Origin of the sequence: Streptomyces sp. NPDC005494, from assembly GCF_042872025.1 — a bacterium.
Classification (GTDB): domain Bacteria; phylum Actinomycetota; class Actinomycetes; order Streptomycetales; family Streptomycetaceae; genus Streptomyces.
In genome coordinates, this window is the sequence record NZ_JBIAJR010000002.1 from 828,177 (window position 1) to 844,489 (window position 16,313).

Annotated in this window: 16 protein-coding genes; 8 read left to right on the forward strand and 8 right to left on the reverse strand. The window is 68.4% G+C overall.

Annotation, left to right across the window (positions count from 1 at the left end; all coding sequences use genetic code 11):
* The first annotated feature begins 10 nt into the window (after nt 1–10).
* Nucleotides 11–640 (forward strand): CBS domain-containing protein, encoded by a 630-nt coding sequence (locus tag ACFYQ6_RS09540; RefSeq protein WP_388762050.1) that lies wholly within the window; start codon nt 11–13, stop codon nt 638–640.
* A 47-nt stretch (nt 641–687) separates the two neighbouring features.
* On the opposite strand, the gene ACFYQ6_RS09545 is transcribed toward ACFYQ6_RS09540, so the two are convergent.
* The gene (locus ACFYQ6_RS09545) at nt 688–1,548 is read right to left on the reverse strand and encodes a universal stress protein (protein ID WP_388762053.1); all 861 of its coding nucleotides are present in this window, start codon (nt 1,546–1,548) and stop codon (nt 688–690) included.
* Between the two features lie 236 nt (nt 1,549–1,784).
* Between ACFYQ6_RS09545 and ACFYQ6_RS09550 the strand changes: the two genes are divergently transcribed.
* From ACFYQ6_RS09550 to ACFYQ6_RS09560, 3 genes are all read left to right on the forward strand, one after another.
* Complete coding sequence (locus tag ACFYQ6_RS09550; protein WP_361577075.1) at nt 1,785–3,215, forward strand: nicotinate phosphoribosyltransferase; 1,431 nt, start codon at nt 1,785–1,787, stop codon at nt 3,213–3,215.
* 81 nt (nt 3,216–3,296) lie between these two features.
* Nucleotides 3,297–4,232 (forward strand): universal stress protein, encoded by a 936-nt coding sequence (locus tag ACFYQ6_RS09555; protein WP_388762056.1) that lies wholly within the window; start codon nt 3,297–3,299, stop codon nt 4,230–4,232.
* Nucleotides 4,233–4,252: 20 nt separating this feature from the next.
* Nucleotides 4,253–5,245, forward strand: a complete 993-nt coding sequence (locus ACFYQ6_RS09560) for an Acg family FMN-binding oxidoreductase (RefSeq protein WP_388762059.1) — start codon at nt 4,253–4,255, stop codon at nt 5,243–5,245.
* Nucleotides 5,246–5,302: 57 nt separating this feature from the next.
* Here the strand turns inward: ACFYQ6_RS09560 and ACFYQ6_RS09565 are convergent, their stop codons facing one another.
* Both ACFYQ6_RS09565 and ACFYQ6_RS09570 read right to left on the reverse strand, forming a co-directional pair.
* The gene (locus tag ACFYQ6_RS09565; protein WP_388762062.1) at nt 5,303–5,989 is read right to left on the reverse strand and encodes a helix-turn-helix domain-containing protein; all 687 of its coding nucleotides are present in this window, start codon (nt 5,987–5,989) and stop codon (nt 5,303–5,305) included.
* 52 nt (nt 5,990–6,041) lie between these two features.
* Nucleotides 6,042–6,914, reverse strand: coding sequence for a universal stress protein (locus ACFYQ6_RS09570; protein WP_388762065.1), 873 nt, complete (start codon nt 6,912–6,914; stop codon nt 6,042–6,044).
* 187 nt (nt 6,915–7,101) lie between these two features.
* Here ACFYQ6_RS09570 and ACFYQ6_RS09575 point away from each other — a divergent pair, with 187 nt between their 5' ends.
* On the forward strand, nt 7,102–7,551 hold the full coding sequence (locus tag ACFYQ6_RS09575) for a universal stress protein (RefSeq protein ID WP_361577090.1): 450 nt from the start codon (nt 7,102–7,104) through the stop codon (nt 7,549–7,551).
* 36 nt (nt 7,552–7,587) lie between these two features.
* Here the strand turns inward: ACFYQ6_RS09575 and ACFYQ6_RS09580 are convergent, their stop codons facing one another.
* The 3 genes from ACFYQ6_RS09580 to ACFYQ6_RS09590 form a co-directional block, all read right to left on the reverse strand.
* Entirely contained in the window at nt 7,588–8,256 is a 669-nt protein-coding gene (locus tag ACFYQ6_RS09580) for a CBS domain-containing protein (protein ID WP_388762068.1), read from the reverse strand.
* Nucleotides 8,253–9,161: a universal stress protein gene (locus tag ACFYQ6_RS09585; RefSeq protein ID WP_388762071.1), complete on the reverse strand. Its 909-nt coding sequence runs from the start codon at nt 9,159–9,161 to the stop codon at nt 8,253–8,255. Before ACFYQ6_RS09585 ends, ACFYQ6_RS09580 begins: the two co-directional genes overlap by 4 nt.
* A 225-nt stretch (nt 9,162–9,386) precedes the next feature.
* Complete coding sequence (locus ACFYQ6_RS09590; protein WP_388762252.1) at nt 9,387–11,099, reverse strand: GAF domain-containing protein; 1,713 nt, start codon at nt 11,097–11,099, stop codon at nt 9,387–9,389.
* A gap of 203 nt (nt 11,100–11,302) precedes the next feature.
* On the opposite strand from ACFYQ6_RS09590, the gene ACFYQ6_RS09595 reads away from it, so the two are divergent.
* Nucleotides 11,303–12,007, forward strand: coding sequence for a response regulator (locus ACFYQ6_RS09595; RefSeq protein WP_388762073.1), 705 nt, complete (start codon nt 11,303–11,305; stop codon nt 12,005–12,007).
* 513 nt (nt 12,008–12,520) lie between these two features.
* Here ACFYQ6_RS09595 and ACFYQ6_RS09600 read toward each other — a convergent pair.
* Nucleotides 12,521–13,453 (reverse strand): AraC family transcriptional regulator, encoded by a 933-nt coding sequence (locus tag ACFYQ6_RS09600; protein WP_388762076.1) that lies wholly within the window; start codon nt 13,451–13,453, stop codon nt 12,521–12,523.
* Nucleotides 13,454–13,540: 87 nt separating this feature from the next.
* On the opposite strand from ACFYQ6_RS09600, the gene ACFYQ6_RS09605 reads away from it, so the two are divergent.
* Nucleotides 13,541–14,470 carry an NADP-dependent oxidoreductase gene (locus ACFYQ6_RS09605; protein ID WP_388762079.1) on the forward strand — a complete coding sequence of 310 codons (930 nt, stop codon included), beginning with the start codon at nt 13,541–13,543 and terminating at the stop codon, nt 14,468–14,470.
* A 77-nt stretch (nt 14,471–14,547) separates the two neighbouring features.
* On the opposite strand, the gene ACFYQ6_RS09610 is transcribed toward ACFYQ6_RS09605, so the two are convergent.
* Nucleotides 14,548–14,916 carry a VOC family protein gene (locus tag ACFYQ6_RS09610; protein ID WP_361577280.1) on the reverse strand — a complete coding sequence of 123 codons (369 nt, stop codon included), beginning with the start codon at nt 14,914–14,916 and terminating at the stop codon, nt 14,548–14,550.
* A gap of 638 nt (nt 14,917–15,554) precedes the next feature.
* On the opposite strand from ACFYQ6_RS09610, the gene ACFYQ6_RS09615 reads away from it, so the two are divergent.
* Nucleotides 15,555–16,310 carry a (5-formylfuran-3-yl)methyl phosphate synthase gene (locus tag ACFYQ6_RS09615; protein WP_388762082.1) on the forward strand — a complete coding sequence of 252 codons (756 nt, stop codon included), beginning with the start codon at nt 15,555–15,557 and terminating at the stop codon, nt 16,308–16,310.
* Nucleotides 16,311–16,313 lie beyond the last annotated feature (3 nt).

A 16,313-nucleotide genomic window follows, 5' to 3' on the forward strand; every position in this document is an offset into this window, starting at 1 on the left:
GGAGATCGCGATGAGGACCTCGCCGCGCACTGTGAGCGACTTGATGACCCACACAGCCATCGCCGTGGGCAGCAGTGCTTCGTACAAGGAGATCGTGCAACTCCTGGACCAGTGGAAGGTCAGCGCTCTGCCGGTGCTGGCCGGCGAGGGACGGGTCATCGGGGTGGTTTCGGAGGCCGACCTGCTGCTCAAGGAGGAGAGTCGTCCCGGCGGTGAGCCGGAGCCTGGAAGCCGGCCCGTGGGCGCTGCCAAGGCGGACGCCGTATCCGCAGAAGACCTCATGTCGAGTCCCGCGATCACCGTGCACGCGGACGCATCCCTGGGCGAGGCAGCCAGGATCATGGCGCGGCGGCAGGTGAAACGCCTGCCCGTGGTGGACAGCGGCGGCCTGTTGGAAGGGATCATCAGCAGAGGCGATCTTCTCAAGGTGTTCCTGCGCTCCGACGAGGACATAGCGGCGGAAGCCACGGAGGTCCTGTCCGGTCTCTCCGACACAGCAGGCCTTGAGGCCCGCGTCGCCGACGGAGTCGTCACGCTGAGGGGAGTGCTGCCCGACCGGGCCATGGTGCCACTCGTCGCGCGCGCCGTACGGGCGATCGAGGGTGTGGTCGACATCCGCCTCGGTCTCCGGCAGCCGTAGACCGCCCGTCCCTCGCACACCGGGACGATCCGTCTCACGGGGACACCTCAGCCGGCACCTGGCACTGTGATGACAGGACACTCGGCCCGGTGCAGAAGGCCGTGTGCCACGGAACCAAGTCTCATGCCCGTGTAGCCACCGTTACCGCGTCTTCCGACGACGATGCCCAGGGCATCTGCAGAAGCCCGTGCGAGTTCTTCCACAGGATGCCCGCTGCACACCTCTTGCGTGCAGTTCACACCAGGGTGATCTTGGACCTGCTCCGCGAGGGTGGTGGCGAGAAGCCGTGCGTGCTCCGCGCTGTCGTACTCCTCCCTCAGACCCAGGGCATGGTGCTGCCACACTCGCACGGCATGCACCCCAGCCCGGCGCAGCCCGGCTTCCTCGAATGCGAACCGCACAGCTTCCAGGGAGGGTTCGCTGCCGTCCACACCTACGACGAGACGGGCGGAAGGATCCGCCGTGTGCTCCGGTGCCCGCACGACCACGACCGGGCAAGCTGCCTGTGCGCTGAGCGGCGCGGCCACCGAGCGCATGCTGAGGAGCTCTGCCGGAGTACTGAGACGCTGCGAACCGACCACGACCATGCAGGCGGAGCCCTCTGAGCGAAGGCACAGCACCGCAGCGGGCCGACCGTAGGTGAGTTCGGTCACCACCTGCGCCCCCGGAAGGAGACGCAGAACGGTTTCACGGGCGGACTCCAGGGCTTGTCGGCCTCGAGCCCGCAGCGACATCCGCTCAGGCGCCGAATCGACGTGCTGCGTGTCGTGAAGAGGAGGAACGGCGAGCACGAGCCGGAGAGACCGATTCCTCCGTCCCGCTTCCCCGGCAGCCCAAGCAAGCGTCGGCACCGAAGGGTCGAGTGGATCGATGCCGACCACGATCTCCTGTTCAGCGGAACGCGTCATGCGTCCTCCTCGAGTGTGTGCCCCGTACCTACGGTGGCCTCGTGACCCACTGCGGGGCAGGGGTCACGAGGCCCGCTCCGCGGGCCGACAGTCCCTGGTGCACGCTGTTGTTCAGCTTGCCGAGGTACCCACTCGGCCCTGTACATCCGGTGCGCCTTCGCACGAGCCTGGATGTGGAGAAAGGCCCCTCCAGGGCGGAGCGGGGTCCGGTGCCTGTCGATGAGAAGTGGTAAGCCATGTCGCACGCGACCACCACGGATCTGTACGAGGCGACGATGGCTCTCTCCTATCTGCGGGAGGGCATGACCCGGCAAGCGACCTTCAGCCTGTTCGTGCGTGATCTGCCCCGGGACCGCGGTTTCCTGGTCAGCGCGGGGCTGGAGCCGATTCTCAGTTTCCTCACCGATTTCGAGGTGACCGAAGAGGACGCACGGGATTTCGCCTCGGCTCTGGGGCGCAGTGAACAGGACGTGCGGGCTCTCATCGGTCTCCGCTTCGAGGGCGAGGTCCGCGCGGTACCCGAAGGACGGATCGTTCTGACGGGTGAGCCGTTGCTCGAAGTCACCGCTTCCCTGCCACAAGCACAGATCGTGGAGACATGGCTGCTGAGCCAGATCAGTCACCAGACAGCTGTCGCGTCGAAGGCTGCCCGGTGTGTCCTGGCCGCGGCGGAGCATCCCGTCATCGACTTCTCGCTGCGCCGGAGCCACGGCCCGGAGGCGGGAATGCAGGCTGCCCGGGTCAGCACCATGGTCGGATTCGCGGGCACCAGCAACGTCGCCGCCGCACTTCGCTGGAAGACGCGCGCGTCCGGCACGATGGCGCATTCGTACATCGAGGCGTTCGGCGACGAGGAGGCGGCTTTCCTGGCGTTCGCGCGCAGCACTCCCGGGCCGGTCACACTCCTGGTGGACACCTACGACACGTTCAACGGTGTCATCACGGCGGCCCGTGTGCTCAACACCCTCCAGCGTGGCAAGGGCTGCGCAGTCCGTCTCGACAGTGGCGACCTGGAAGCCCTGGCCCGCCAGGCACGCGGCATCCTGGACCGGTCAGGCCTGCCCGAAGTCGCCGTCATCGCAAGCGGCGGCCTCGACGAATACCGGATCGACCGCCTCGTACGAGCTGACGCCCCCATAGACGTCTATGCCGTCGGCACCAAGGTCGGAACCTCGGCCGACGCTCCCTACCTCGACTCGGCGTACAAGTTGGTGGAGTACGACAGCATGCCGGTCATGAAGCTTTCCGCCGCCAAGGTCACGGCGCCCGGACGCAAGCAGATTCTGCGGGCGGACGGCCTGGACGACGTGATAGCGCTGGCTGACGAGGCAGTACCCGACGGCCGGGAAGATGTACTCCAGAAGGTGATGGAGTCGGGGCGCCGTGTCGCGGAGCCGGACACCCTGGCCGCGGCGCACCAGCGCTTCATCAAGGATCTGGCCGCGCTCCCAGGCGACGCCTGCCGGATCGAGGAGCCGAAATCGCCCCTCCCCGCCACTTCCGCCCGGCTCAGGGAGCTGACCTCCGGTGTCCGCAGCCATCTCGAGAGTGACATCGAGGAGCGTCGTGCCCGGGGGATCCGTGAACAGGACACGAGCTTCTCGCATGCCTCGTCGGCAGCGGCTGATCCGAGCCGACCTTCCCGCGGACAGTCGGAGCGGCGGTGATGTGCAAGAACGAAGCCCGACGTGCGCTCCTGTGGTCTCGCTCCTCAGGAACGCGCCATCCTTCGCTGAAAGGAGAGCGACATGCCAGCCGGTGTGACAGTAGGGCTGAACGGCTCGCCCGAAAGTTTCGCGGCCGTGAACTGGGCTGCGAAGGAGGCTGTACTGCGGGAGGTGCCGCTCCGGATCATCCACGTTCAGGACCGGCCGGTGCCGCCTGAAGACGTCGAACACGTCGCGCCCTGGCCTCCCGGCAACGATCCTCAGTCGGAGCCGAAGGGCTCCCTCGGATTCGAGAGCATGCTGGAGGCGGCATCGGCTGGAGTCGAACGCGCGCATCCGGGCCTGGCCGTCAGCGCGGAGAACGTGAGCGGCATGGGTCTCGCTTCCAAGGCACTCCTGGCCGAGGCCGGCACGCCGGGGAGCATGGACCTGCTGGTGCTGGGGTCGCAAGGGCTGGATCGCCTCGCGGGCTTCGTCGTCGGCACCACGTCGCTGCCCGTGGCGGCGGCCGCGCCCTGCCCCGTAGTGCTTGTCCGCGGTGGGAAGACCGCCCGGGGGGAGCAGGAAGCACCCATCAAACATCCGCCGGGACAGCTTCTGCTCGGTGTGGACATCAGACGTTCAGAAGCCGACGAGTCCCTCCTGGGATTCGGCTTCAGTGAGGCAGCACGGCGTCATTGCAGGCTCCGGATTCTGCATGCCTGGGCCCTGCCACCCACCTACGCGGCCGCACAGACTGCCGATCCCGGCTTGGGCAACGAGCTCGCGGACAGGATCTTGAAGACACTGGAACAGGCCGTCACGCCGTGGAGGCAACGGTTCCCGGAGGTCACCGCGCAGGTTGGCGTGGTGATGGGAGCCCCTGGGGCGGAGCTGGTGTACGCCTCATCCGACGCCGATCTGGTGATCGTAGGCCGTCGCGAGCGGCCGTTTGCCGTCGGACCCCGGCTCGGGCATGTCGCGCACGCGGTTATCCATCACGCCGCATCACCTGTCGCAATCGTTCCCCATCCGTGAGCTGGCCGGAAGGAATTCTGATGTCGACCCGACATGCCGATCCTGCGGAGGTGACCGCGTGGGTGAGCGACGCCATCCTGGCCCCTTCCATGCACAATGCTCAGCCGTGGCAGTTCCGGTACGTGCCGACGAGCGGGCTTCTGTATCTGCGTCTCGACATGACACGGTCGATGCCGCGCACCGACGCCGACAACCGCGGCATGCACGTGGGCTGCGGTGCCGCGCTCTTCAATCTTCGCGTGGCCGCCGCCCACGCCGGGTGGTCGACGCGGATCCGTCCCTTGCCGGATCCGGCTGATCCCGGTCTCCTCGCGCGCGTCCACTTCGCCGCGCCGACGGCCTCCGACAACGTCACAGACCTGTACACGGCGATCGGCAGGCGGCGCAGCAGCAGGGAGCCTTTCGCGGAGGAGCCGGTTCCCCCGGCCCTGCTCGGCGCGCTCCGCGAGGCGGCCGAAGCAGAGGGGGCCAGCCTGTCCGTGCTTGGTGCGTGGCACGTGGAGGCGGTATTGGACGTGGTGGAGGAGGCTGAGCAGGACGAGCACCTGTCACTGGAGGAACGGGAGGAAATCGCGAAGTGGACGGGGGCGGGCGCGGGTGCACCGGATGGCATTCCCACCTCTGCTTTCGGACCGCGTCGTCACGGAGGCCGGGCACCGGTAAGAGACTTCGCTTTCGGGCGGCCCACGCCGGACCGGCGATCCGCTGTCTTCGAGCACTCACCGTGTCTTGCTGTACTGGGGACGCCCCAGGACCGCCCGCAGGACTGGCTGGTGGCCGGCCAGGCTCTGGAGCGGGTACTGCTGCGGGCAACGGCCGGAGGACTGTCCACGTCACTCAACTCGCAAGCGCTCGAGCACGCGGGACTTCGCTGGTTGTTGCGTGATCCGCGTTCCGGGTCGAACGCTTCGTTTCCTCAGATGCTGCTCCGCCTCGGGTACGGCCCCTCGGTCCCCGCCACGCCTCGTCGTGATGTGGACGACGTGCTGGAGATCGATGCCGGGCGTCCATGAACCGACGTGGGGAGGGCGGGGAACTGATGTGGGGAGGGCGTGCCGAAACCGACTCTGTCAGGGGTCACCGGTGGTGATGCGGCGCCCGGTCACCCTGGTAGCAGTCACTTCCACCCACAGATCTCTGTCACCGCCGGCCCAGGGGCTGCGAGGGCCCGCCTCCCTCTGGAGCAGTTCGGCTGTCGGAGGGTCCGTGACGGCCCTGGCCTCGCCGACGACCAGGACACTCCATCCCCGGCTGAAGGCGTCGTCGATGTGGTCCACTTCGAATGCCGTCTCTTCCCCGGCCGTCTGCGCGGGACCGGAGGCCGGAGAGGTCCTGAAGGCAATCCTGTTCCCGACCGTGATGTAGTTGACCGGGTACACGGCAGGGCGATTTTCACTGCTGACGACCACCCGTCCGACGCCGTGGCCGCCGATCAGTCCCCAGCACTCCTCCACGCTCAGCTCCACCAACTGGGGGTGAGCCGCCGCACGTCCTGATCCGGGCGGGAGGTCGGTGGTGGCGCCTGTGAGTTCGTCGACGGTCGTCTCGAGGGCATGGGCGAGGCGCACCATGAAGCCCATCCCGTGGCTGCCGGGCTGTGTCTCCACGTACTCGATGTACCCCGGAGCCGATGCGGTGCGGTGCGCGACGTCCCGTCGGGACAGACCGAGGTATTCGCGGCGCGCTGCTGCACGCCTGCCGAAATCGCCGGTCGCAGGAGCCTCGACTCCCTGGTCGTCCTTTCCTGCGTCCGCCATCGTTTCTCACTTCCTGAGCTTGGGCCTGGTGCATGCGGGGTGCATGCGGGGGCTAGTCGTGCGGTACCACAGCAACTGGTGCTGCCGTGTGGTGCAGGACCGAGTGGACCACCGGCCCGACGTGACTTCCGAGCCGCGCGTCGCGGTGGCGCAGCCCGACGACGACCAGTCCGGCTTCGGCCGAAGCCTCGACCAGGTCCTGTGCCGGGTGCCCCTGACGGCAGTCACGCGTCACAGGGACGTGCGGGTAGGCCTCGGTCCACGGCGCCAGCGCCACGGTCATCTCCTCTCGGCGCTGGTCTGCTGTCTCCCTCATGAGTGTGGGAACGACATCCGTCGCACCCATCCCGTACACCGGGGGCAGGGACCAGCTGTGGACGATCTTCATGCCGCACCGGTAGCGGTCGGCTGCCGCGAAGGCGAAAGCCAGTGCGTCGGTGCTCGCCCTCGGGAGGTCAAGTCCGAGAACCACGTCACCGCGGTCAGACGTCTGCGCCGCTTCCTGCCCGGACCGGTTGCGGACAAGGACCAGAGGGCTCCGCGTTCGGGCGAGTACCGCCAACGACACCGACCCTGCGACGAACCCCCTGATACCACCGAATCCACGCGACCCCAGGACCAGAAGTTCTGAGCGGGCGCCTTCCCCGCTGAGCTCCTCCGCCGGCGACCCGGACTTCTGCTGGGTCTCGATCCGCACGTCTGGATGTGCCGGTCGAAGGTGTTCCGCGGCTTCGTTCAGCAGGGCTTCCGCGGCACGGCGCTCGATGTCGGGGTCGGGGGCGTAGACACCGGGGGAGGCCATGTCCTTCCACACGTATACGAGGCGCAGGAGGCACGAACGCAGCCTTGCTTCACCTGCCGCCCATTCAGCGGCTACCAGACCTTCTTGTGAACCGTCGATTCCGGCAGTGACGACGCGGGACATGGTCAGCTCCTCCTGGAGGCGACGCCTTGCTCCAAGCCTCGCCCACGTGGACCGTGCGAGAGGAGGGCCGGAAGGGCCTCCGTGCGGGCCGGTCGGCCCCGCGCAGTCAATACGTTCCTGTGTGGCGCGGCCCCGGAGCTGCGGGCAATGTGGAAGTGCGGGGACGTGAACGAACGGTGAGGCGGTCATGGGCAGCGATACAGAAAAACCGCGTGTCGTGGTCGGGGTCGACGGCTCCGGCCCTTCCCAGGAAGCTCTGCGCTGGGCAGCTCAGCACGCACAGCTCACCGGCGCCGTGGTCGAAGCGGTGTGTGCGTGGGAGACACCGTCGGAGGTCGGCTGGGCCGGGCCTGCCACGGAGGCCGGTTTCGATATGGAGAACGCTCGGCGGCGGTTCTCCGCCGGTGTCAGGGCTGTTTTCGGCGACGTCACGCCTGCTGTCGTGCATGAGGTCCTGGTCCAGGGCGACCCGTCAGAGGTGCTGGTCAAGGCCTCGGAAGGCGCAGAGCTGCTGGTGGTGGGCAACAGGGGGCGCGGTGCCTTCGCTCGAGCGATGCTGGGTTCCGTCAGCCAACGGTGCGCTCAGCACGCCGCGTGCCCTGTTGTGGTGGTCAGGGCGAATTCCGGCAGTGCGTGAGGTGGGCCCGGCATTCATCCGGCCTTTTCGGCCACATCAGAGGTTTTCCGTTTCCGTGGTCGGGCCTCGAAGATCGCAGCGGACGTCCACCACTCCCTCGACAGCTCTCGCCAGCCGTTCGGCCACAGGTATCAGTGCGGCGTCCCGCACCTCCCCCTCCAGAGTCACGCGCCCTTGAGTCACCTCGACCCCGATGCCGCGGCGGGAAACCGGGAACAGGTGGTCGACCACTTCCTGCCGCACCTCGTCGGCCAGTTCGTCGTCCGTACGCAGAAACACCTTGAGAACGTCGGTCCGGCTCACGATGCCCTTCAGGACGCCCCGCTCGTCCACCACAGGAAGGCGCTTGATCCGGTGCTGAGCCATGAGCCGAGCGGCCTGCGGCAACAGTGCGTTCGCCTCGACCGTCACCGCGGGGGAGGACATGAGGTCCCGAGCCGTCACGGCCCCAGCCTTGGCGTGGTCCGACAGACGCTTGCCCTGGCCGATCATGGTGGAGTCCTCGTCCCGTAGTTCTTCCTTCAGCAGCAGGTCTGCTTCCGAGATCACCCCCACGACTCGTCCTTCCCCCTCCAGAACGGGGACGGCCGTGACCTGCCACTGGTTCATGGCAGCGACGACCTCCTTGAAACGGGCTTCGAGACCGACCGCGACGACGGTCTGTGTCATGACGTCCTTCACGCGGTGGGGCGTCCGGCGGGTCATCGGGCAGCCTCCTCCGAGGTCGCGGGGCCGCTGCCGCGGGGAACCACGGCTACGGGGCAGGCGGCATGGTGCAGTGCCGTGTGCGCGACATGTCCCAACTGCAGTCCGACGTGGCTGTCGCGACGCCTGGCACCCACGACCAACAGGTCCGCGACCGCAGCACGTCGCAGAAGCACCTTGTGCGCCGGGCCCTCCGCGGTCACCCGCCGTACCGGCACATCCGGATGCTCCCGCACCACATCGGCGAGGGCCTCGTCGAGCAGGGCGGACGCCCGGTCCTCGTGGTAACGAGCCGGGTCTCCAGCCATGAGCGGATGTTCGGACGCCTCGTGCGAGGGGCAGCGCCAGGCACGGATCACATCGAGACCGCATCGGCGCACTTCCGCCTCGGTGAAGGCGAACCGAACGGCCTCCGGATCCGGCCGGTCAGTACCCCCCACACCGAGCGCGATCCGTCTGTGGGACGCCTCCAGCCCCGCTTTGTCTCCTCGCACCACGATGGCGGGACACCGAGCGCGAGCGGCGACGGAGAGGCCCACCGACCCCAGCAACAGGCCGGCCATCTCGCCCCGTCCCCGGCACCCGACGACGAGAGCGAACGCATCCTCCCCCTCCCGGAGCAGAGCACGCACCGCATCCTCCCGCGGCACGTCCGTGGTGATCTTCAGGGATGGCGCCTCACGGCCGATCCGCTCCGCCGTCGAGCCGACGATGTTCTCTGCCATCACCCTGCCTTCGGGACGACCCATGCGTGTCGCGAGGGCCGCACCCTCGTAACGCTGCCAAAGAGAGGCGTAGACCAGGCGCAAGGGCCGTCCGTGCAACAGGGCCTCGCCTGCCGCCCAGTCCGCGGCACGAAGGCTGAAGTCGCTTCCATCCACACCGGCGACCACCGGAGACTCCATCGTCCTCACCCACCCGGTTCGCGTACCTTTCGCCTACGGCAACCGTGACACCGGCCCCCGGCCCGGCCCCAGGGCCGAGCGGGTCCGACGGCGGCCCGGGCGGCCCCTTACAGGCTCGATATGTGCGGGCGAGGCGCGGTCGGGCCGAGTCGCCGGACGGAGAAATTCAGCCTGTGCAACGGCGGGCCCTCACTCACCGTGCCGAGTGGTCCGTCGGTTCCGAGGTCAGATGTTCTCTGCGGACGGAGCCGCCCAGGTAAGACGGGTACCGCCCCCCGGGGGCACACTCAGCCTCAGTTCACCTCCCGCTATCCGGGCCCTTTCGCGCATGTTCCTGATCCCGCTGTATGTGGCGTTCGCGGGCATGCCCACACCGTCGTCCGTGACCGTGAGGGTCGTGCGATCTGCCGTGACCGTCAGGTGTACGTCGACCGATGTGGCCCGTGCGTAACGGGCCGTGTTGCTCAGCGCCTCCACGAGTACAGCTATGACGTGATCAGCCAGAGCCACCGGGACCCGACTCTCCACAAGCCCTTCGACCCGCAGGGCCGGCGCGAAGCCAAGAGGGCCGGAGGCCGCTTCAACCGCCTGGGCGACTCTGCTTCGAAGCCCTGGCCGCAGAACGCTGTCCGCCTTCTGGGAACGCAGGCCGAAGATGGTCGACCGGATGATCTTGATCGTCGTGTCGAGATCGTCCACCGCCCGCACAAGTCGCTGCTGCGCCTGCGGATGTGTCACGAAGCGCAACGCGCCCTGCAGGGTCATGCCGGTGGCGAACAAGCGCTGGATCGCCAGGTCGTGAAGGTCCCTGGCTATGCGGTCCCGGTCCTCGAGGAGGGCCAGCTGGACCGCGTCCTTGCGGCGTTCCGCCAGTTCCATGGCCAGCGATGCCTGCCGGGTGAATGCCTTCAACGATGCGAACGCGTCTGCGGAGAAGGCGCCGGCTCTCTTGTCCCGGGCCAGGAACAGTACGCCTCGAGGATCGGTGCGGCCCGAACCCAGAGGTACGACCATGGCGGGCCCGAAGCCGAGCCACCTTCCAGGTCCCGATCCGTCGCGGGGCCTGTGCTCGATATCGAGGTAGACGGATGGCTTTGCTTCCGTGAACGCGCTTCCCAAGCAGCCCTCGCGCAAGGGCACGAACTCTCCGTGGTAATCGTCGGAACTCTGGCCGACTGCCAGTGCGATACGCAGTCTGTCCGCCCCTTCCACGGGCACCGCTATCAGCCCGAGATCCGCCGATACGTTCTTGTAGGCGTGGTCAAGGATCTGTCCCATGACCACGGCGCGGGGACGGCCGGACAGCACGCTGTTCGTGACCTCTGAGGCTGAGGCCAGCCAGCGTTCCCGCAAACACGATCGCTCGAACAGACGCGAGTTCTCGATCGCGACACCCGCCGCGACAGCCAGGGTCCTGAGGATCGCCTCGTCCTCCGCGTCGAACTCACCGGCCCCTCGCTTCTCGGTGAGGTACAGATTGCCGAAGACCTCGCCTCGTACCCGGATCGGAACTCCGAGGAAGGAGCGCATGGGCGGGTGGTTCGGGGGAAATCCGCGGAACGCGGGATGCTCGGACAGTTCACCCAGCCGCAGGGGCTCGGGGTGTCGGACAAGTTCACCCAGCAGACCGTGCCCGCTCGGCAGAGCTCCTATCGCGGCCCACGTCTCGTCGTCCACTCCCACCGGTATGAAATCCGAGAGCATCCGGTCTTCACCGATCACCCCGAGGGCCCCGTAGCGGGCATCCACAAGGGTGGTGGCTGCCTCGACGATACGGCGCAGCACCTGCTCCAGTTCCAGCTCACGTCCGACGGACAGGACCGCTTCCAGAAGCGTGTGCACGCGCTTCCGGACCTTGCTGGTGGCGTCGATGCGAGCCTGGAGCTGGTCCAGCAGTTCATGCGTCGCGGGATCCACGGCTGACGGGCCTTCGCTCACGACTTCCTCCCGCGGAGGGGCATCGACTGCACTTCTCTCACCGTATGGCGCGCCGTGGAGTGGCGCATGCCCATGGTTCGCCGCCAGAAATCCCTGATCAGGACGGGTGAGGACCACTGGCTGCGCCGGCAGTACACGATGGAGGGATACTGGACGTGCGAGGTGACACGCACGCCGCGCGGCAGCGGAGCCGGAGGGCGAAGATGACCGATGTGCGGGCCGGCGCAGTCGGGGAGCGGCCGATCCGGGTATTTGTCGTCGACGACCATGAGGTCGTCCGGTGCGGCCTGCGCGACCTCCTTGACGCCGAGCCCGACCTCGAGGTCGTGGGCGAGGCGGGCACTGCGGAGCAGGCGACAGCCCGGGGGCCGGCGTTGCGACCGGACGTGGCGGTACTCGACGTCCGGCTGCCGGACGGCGACGGGATCAGCGTATGCAGGGAGCTGCGCTCCCGCCTGCCGGATCTCGCCTGCCTGATGCTGACGTCGTTCGACGAAGAGGACGCGTTGCTCGACTCCATCATGGCCGGCGCGGCGGGCTACGTGCTCAAGGAGATCAGGGGAACGGACCTGGTGGCGGCTGTCCGGACCGTGGCAGGCGGGCAGTCGATGCTTGACCCGGCAACCACCAGCAGGCTCATGCAGTCGCTGCGTGTTCCTGCAGCACCCCACTCCGAGGGGGATGAGCGGCTCTCCACGCTGTCGGACCGGGAGAGGTCGATCCTGGAGCTGATCGGCGACGGCCTCACCAATCGACAGATCAGTAAGAGGCTCTATCTCTCCGAGAAGACGGTGAAGAATCACATCTCGCGTCTCCTCTCCAAGCTCGGAGTCGAACGCCGCGTCCAGGCTGCTGTCATCGCCACGAAGGCGCAGGACCGGGAAGAGCAGGAGCGGGCAGACGGCTGACGTGGAGCCCCGACCGGGCAGCGCGGCGTCGGTCGCCCACCCGTGGCGCAGGGGTTCGTCCGACGCCGACGGCCGCCAGCTCGCACACCAGCCGCGTGCCGGTGACCGGGGCCCGCCCGTGTTCCGGGCCAGAGCGGACGCCACCTGCGCAGCGCCCCAAGCGAGCTCGGCGCACCGGCGGGTGAGGTGGTGATGGCCGGGCCGGTGGTGAGTGCGTACGCCTACGCACTCAGCGGCACACGGTCGGGGCCGCGGTGGCTCTAGATGACGTCGCGGACCGTGTGGACCGCGGCCAGGGCACGGGGGAGATGGCTCCTGGCCGGAGCTGGGCCACCGGCGGGGGAGGGCAGCAGACGCTGCGGACCGCAGACAGCCACCGGCCCGCCGCAGGTGGTGTATGGGGTTGCTCGTCACGGGGCTGGGGGCGTCCTCGTCTCCCAGCCCCCAGCCCCAACGGCCCGGTCCGGCCGGCCAAGAGCCGGTCGAGGTGCCTTCATCGTCCTCGCGGCCGGATCAGCTTCGGCGCCGGTACGCGCCGGGGGCCAGCCCGTGCGCGCGCTTGAACGCGTTGGCGAAGGCGAACTCGGAGGTGTATCCGACCCGGACGGCGATGGATCTCAGGGGCGCTTCTGTTGTCTGCAGCAGCCGGGCTGCCGTGGTCAGTCGCCACCAGGTCAGGTAGCTGAGGGGCGGTTGACCGACCATCGCGGTGAAGCGCCTGGCGAGCGTTGCCCGGGAGAGGCCGGCTTCCGCGGCGAGTTTCGCCACCGTCCAAGGCCGTGCCGGGTCCTGGTGGATGGCATGGAGGGCTGCCGTGACCGCCGGGTCGTTGAGGGCTGCGGCCCAGCTGCCGTTGTCGCGGGCGGGTTGTTCGGCGAGCCAGATGCGCAGGATGTACATCAGGAGCGTGTCCAGGAGCGCGGGGACGGTTGCGCCGGTGCCCAGGCGCGGAGTTCCCACCTCGGTGGCCAGAAGCCGCACCGCTGCGTGCAACTCGGGATGCCGTACCCGATCGGCCGGAAGGTGGATCAGCGCCGGCAGGGTCAGGAGCAGGGGGTGGGTACGGGACGGGTCGAGGCTGTAGGAGCCGCAGAGCACCACGGTGGCAGGGCCGCCCCGACCGAGCCGGTCGACACTGTCCGACGTGTACGGCCCGGGCAATCCGGCGTCGTTCGGGCTGCAGACCGGGGTCGTGACTGCGGTTGCCGGGCTGTCAGCCAAGGTGTGCCCGCTGCCGTGCGGCAGGAACAGGACATCGCCCGCGTTCAGTTGAACCGGCTCCGCGTGTGGCGACAACAGCCAGCAATGGCCCTCCAGGATCACCTGGAAGCCGGCCGAACCCGGTACGGACGCGAACTGCTGTCCCCATGGCGCGTGCCATCGCACATGCGCGGACCGGGGCCGACCGGTGCGCGCCACGGTGATCACGTCGCTGAGCACATCCATGGGGTGAGCCTACGCATGAGACGCACGCGTATGAACACGGCACCCTGGCGCATGGATCGTCTCCAGCGGCAACCGTAGGTTCACGACATGAAGATGAAGACAGCGCGTATCCACGCGTTCGGTGATGCGTCCGTGATTCGCCACGACGACGTTCCCGTACCGCGTCCCGGCGCTGGAGAAGTGCTCCTCCGCGTCGCCGCGACTTCGTTCAACCCCACCGAGGCCGCGCTGCGTGCCGGCCGGCTGCAGGCATTCCTGCCCGTGGTTCTCCCCTACACGCTGGGATGGGACGTCGCCGGCACGGTTGCCGAGATCGGCCCGGGAACCGAAGGGTTCGCCATCGGTGACCGGGTCGTCGGTCGACTGGAAGGCGCCGGCGCGGCCGCCGAATACGTCAGGGCGCCGACTGCACTGTTGGTCCCGGCACCGGCCTCCGTCCCGCTCACGTGCGCCGCAGTCCTACCTGTGGCGGGACTGACGGCCTGGCAGGCGGTGTTCGAGCACGGCCAGTTGACGCCAGGACGGCGCGTGCTGGTCAACGGCGCGGGGGGAGGGGTGGGAGGCTTTGTCACGCAGCTCGCCAAGCACGCCGGAGCCGAGGTGATCGCCACCGCCAGCACCCGCAGCGACCACGCGGTCCGGCGTCACGGAGCGGACCACGTGATCGACTACACCGCTGGGCCGGTCGCCGGCGCGCTCGGCGATCCCGTGGACACGCTGCTCAACCTTGTTCCGCTGACTTCACATGATGCCGCTGCTCTGGCATCCGCGGTGCGGCCGGGCGGGCGCATCGTCTCGATCGCGACCCCTGTCGAACCGCCTGCTGACCTCGGGGTGAGGGCGGTGCACATGATCGCCCGCAACGATGTGGCGCACCTGGCGGCGCTCGTGGAACTCGTCGACGCGGGGAAGGTCGCACTCGACATCAGCGCGTCCCACCCGCTGTCCGACCTCGCGGACGTCCACCGCCTGAGCGAAGCCGGCCGCATCCGCGGCAAGGTCATCATCATCCCCTGAGACCGGAGGCCGCACGGCTTTGCCACCTGACGAAGTGGCGGATCCGCCCCCGATCAGCGCATGCCCGCGCAACCGCGTCAACGGGCCGGAAGCGGCTGAGTGAGGTTCACCGGGTTGCCGTCGGGGTCCTTGATGTGGGCGACGCGCTGTCCCCACGGCATGTCGTTGGGGCCTCCGCTGACCGAGCCGCCGAGTGGCTCCACCCGGGCGAGCGTCTCGTCGACGTCGTCGACACCGATGCTGAGCAGGATCCGCGGTGCCGCCCCGGTCCCCGGATTCTCTTTGGCCACCAGCCCGAGGTCGGTGTCGCCGATGCGCAGGCCGAGGTAGAAGGCAGGGCCTGCCTCCGGTACCCGGAAGATCTCCTCAGCGCCGAACAAACTCGTATAGAAGCCGAGCAGAACGTCCATGTCGGCAGTCAGGATCACGGGCTGGATGGTGGACATGGCACTCCTGTCGAGAACGGTCGTGTCGTTGGACAGACCGTTCGACGAAGGTGAACTCATCGGCAGAACCGCACCTGCCGCGGACGATCTGCACCACAGACTGCCGCCCACGACCAGCGCGAGCACCCCGAAACGCGGTCACGCCACCCCGCTGACCAGACACTTCAAGAGGGCTGAGCTTCACCGTGCCCCTGCTTCACTGTGCCCTCGAGGGATTTCCTCCAGCCGCCGAAGGACATCTCGGAGGCGATGGCGACACTGTTCCCCTTCACGGACTTCCGGGACCTCAGCCGCTTCCTCATTTCCCGATCCGAGACTGGCGAGGTCCAGGTCGTCGCGAGGATCGCCGTCAGGGCGGTGGGGCAGGTTGTACAACGCGAAGAGTCACCGAACCGACTCCGGAGTCAGCCACTGCCGGCTTGCACGGTCAGGAGGCCCGGGGCCGAACCGGCGCCCTCAGGCTCATCGCGCCGGTGCACTCGGGGTCATTCGTGTACGCACACGCGCCGCCCGGGGAACCCCGCACGCCCTACCGCCCCGTGTGGGCAGCGGAAATGATGAGCACACCGCACATGAACCAGGTGATCCGCGGTTCCCCGTGCCCCGGCCGGGCGGACTCGCGGCGGAAGGAGTTCACGGTGTTGCTTCTCATCTCCCCGGACGGCGTCGAGGAAGCGCTCGCTTGCGCGAAGGCGGCGGAACACCTCGACATCGTCGACGTCAAGAAGCCCGATGAGGGCTCTCTCGGCGCCAACTTCCCCTGGGTCATCCGGGAGATCCGCGACGCGGTCCCGGCCGACAAACCGGTGTCCGCCACTGTCGGCGACGTGCCGTACAAGCCGGGCACCGTGGCGCAGGCCGCGCTCGGCGCAGCCGTCTCCGGTGCCACGTACATCAAGGTGGGCCTGTACGGATGTACCACTCCTGAGCAGGGCGTCGAGGTCATGCGGGCGGTTGTCCGGGCGGTGAAGGACCACCGCCCGGACGCGCTCGTCGTCGCCTCGGGCTATGCCGACGCCCACCGCGTCGGCTGCGTCAATCCGCTCGCCCTGCCCGACATCGCGGCCCGCGCCGGTGCCGACGCGGCCATGCTGGACACCGCGATCAAGGACGGGACGCGGTTGTTCGACCACGTTCCGCCGGACGTCTGCGGCGAGTTCGTCCGTCGCGCCCACGCAGCCGGTCTGCTCGCCGCCCTCGCCGGCAGCGTCAAGAAGGCCGACCTCGGTCCGCTGACCCGTATCGGCACGGACATCGTGGGTGTGCGGGGAGCGGTCTGCTCGGGCGGTGACCGCAATGCCGGAAGGATCCAGCCGCACCTGGTCGCAGCCTTCCGGGCGGAGATGGAGCGGCAGGCCCGGGAGCACGCCGCCGACGCCCCGGCCCTGAACTGAACG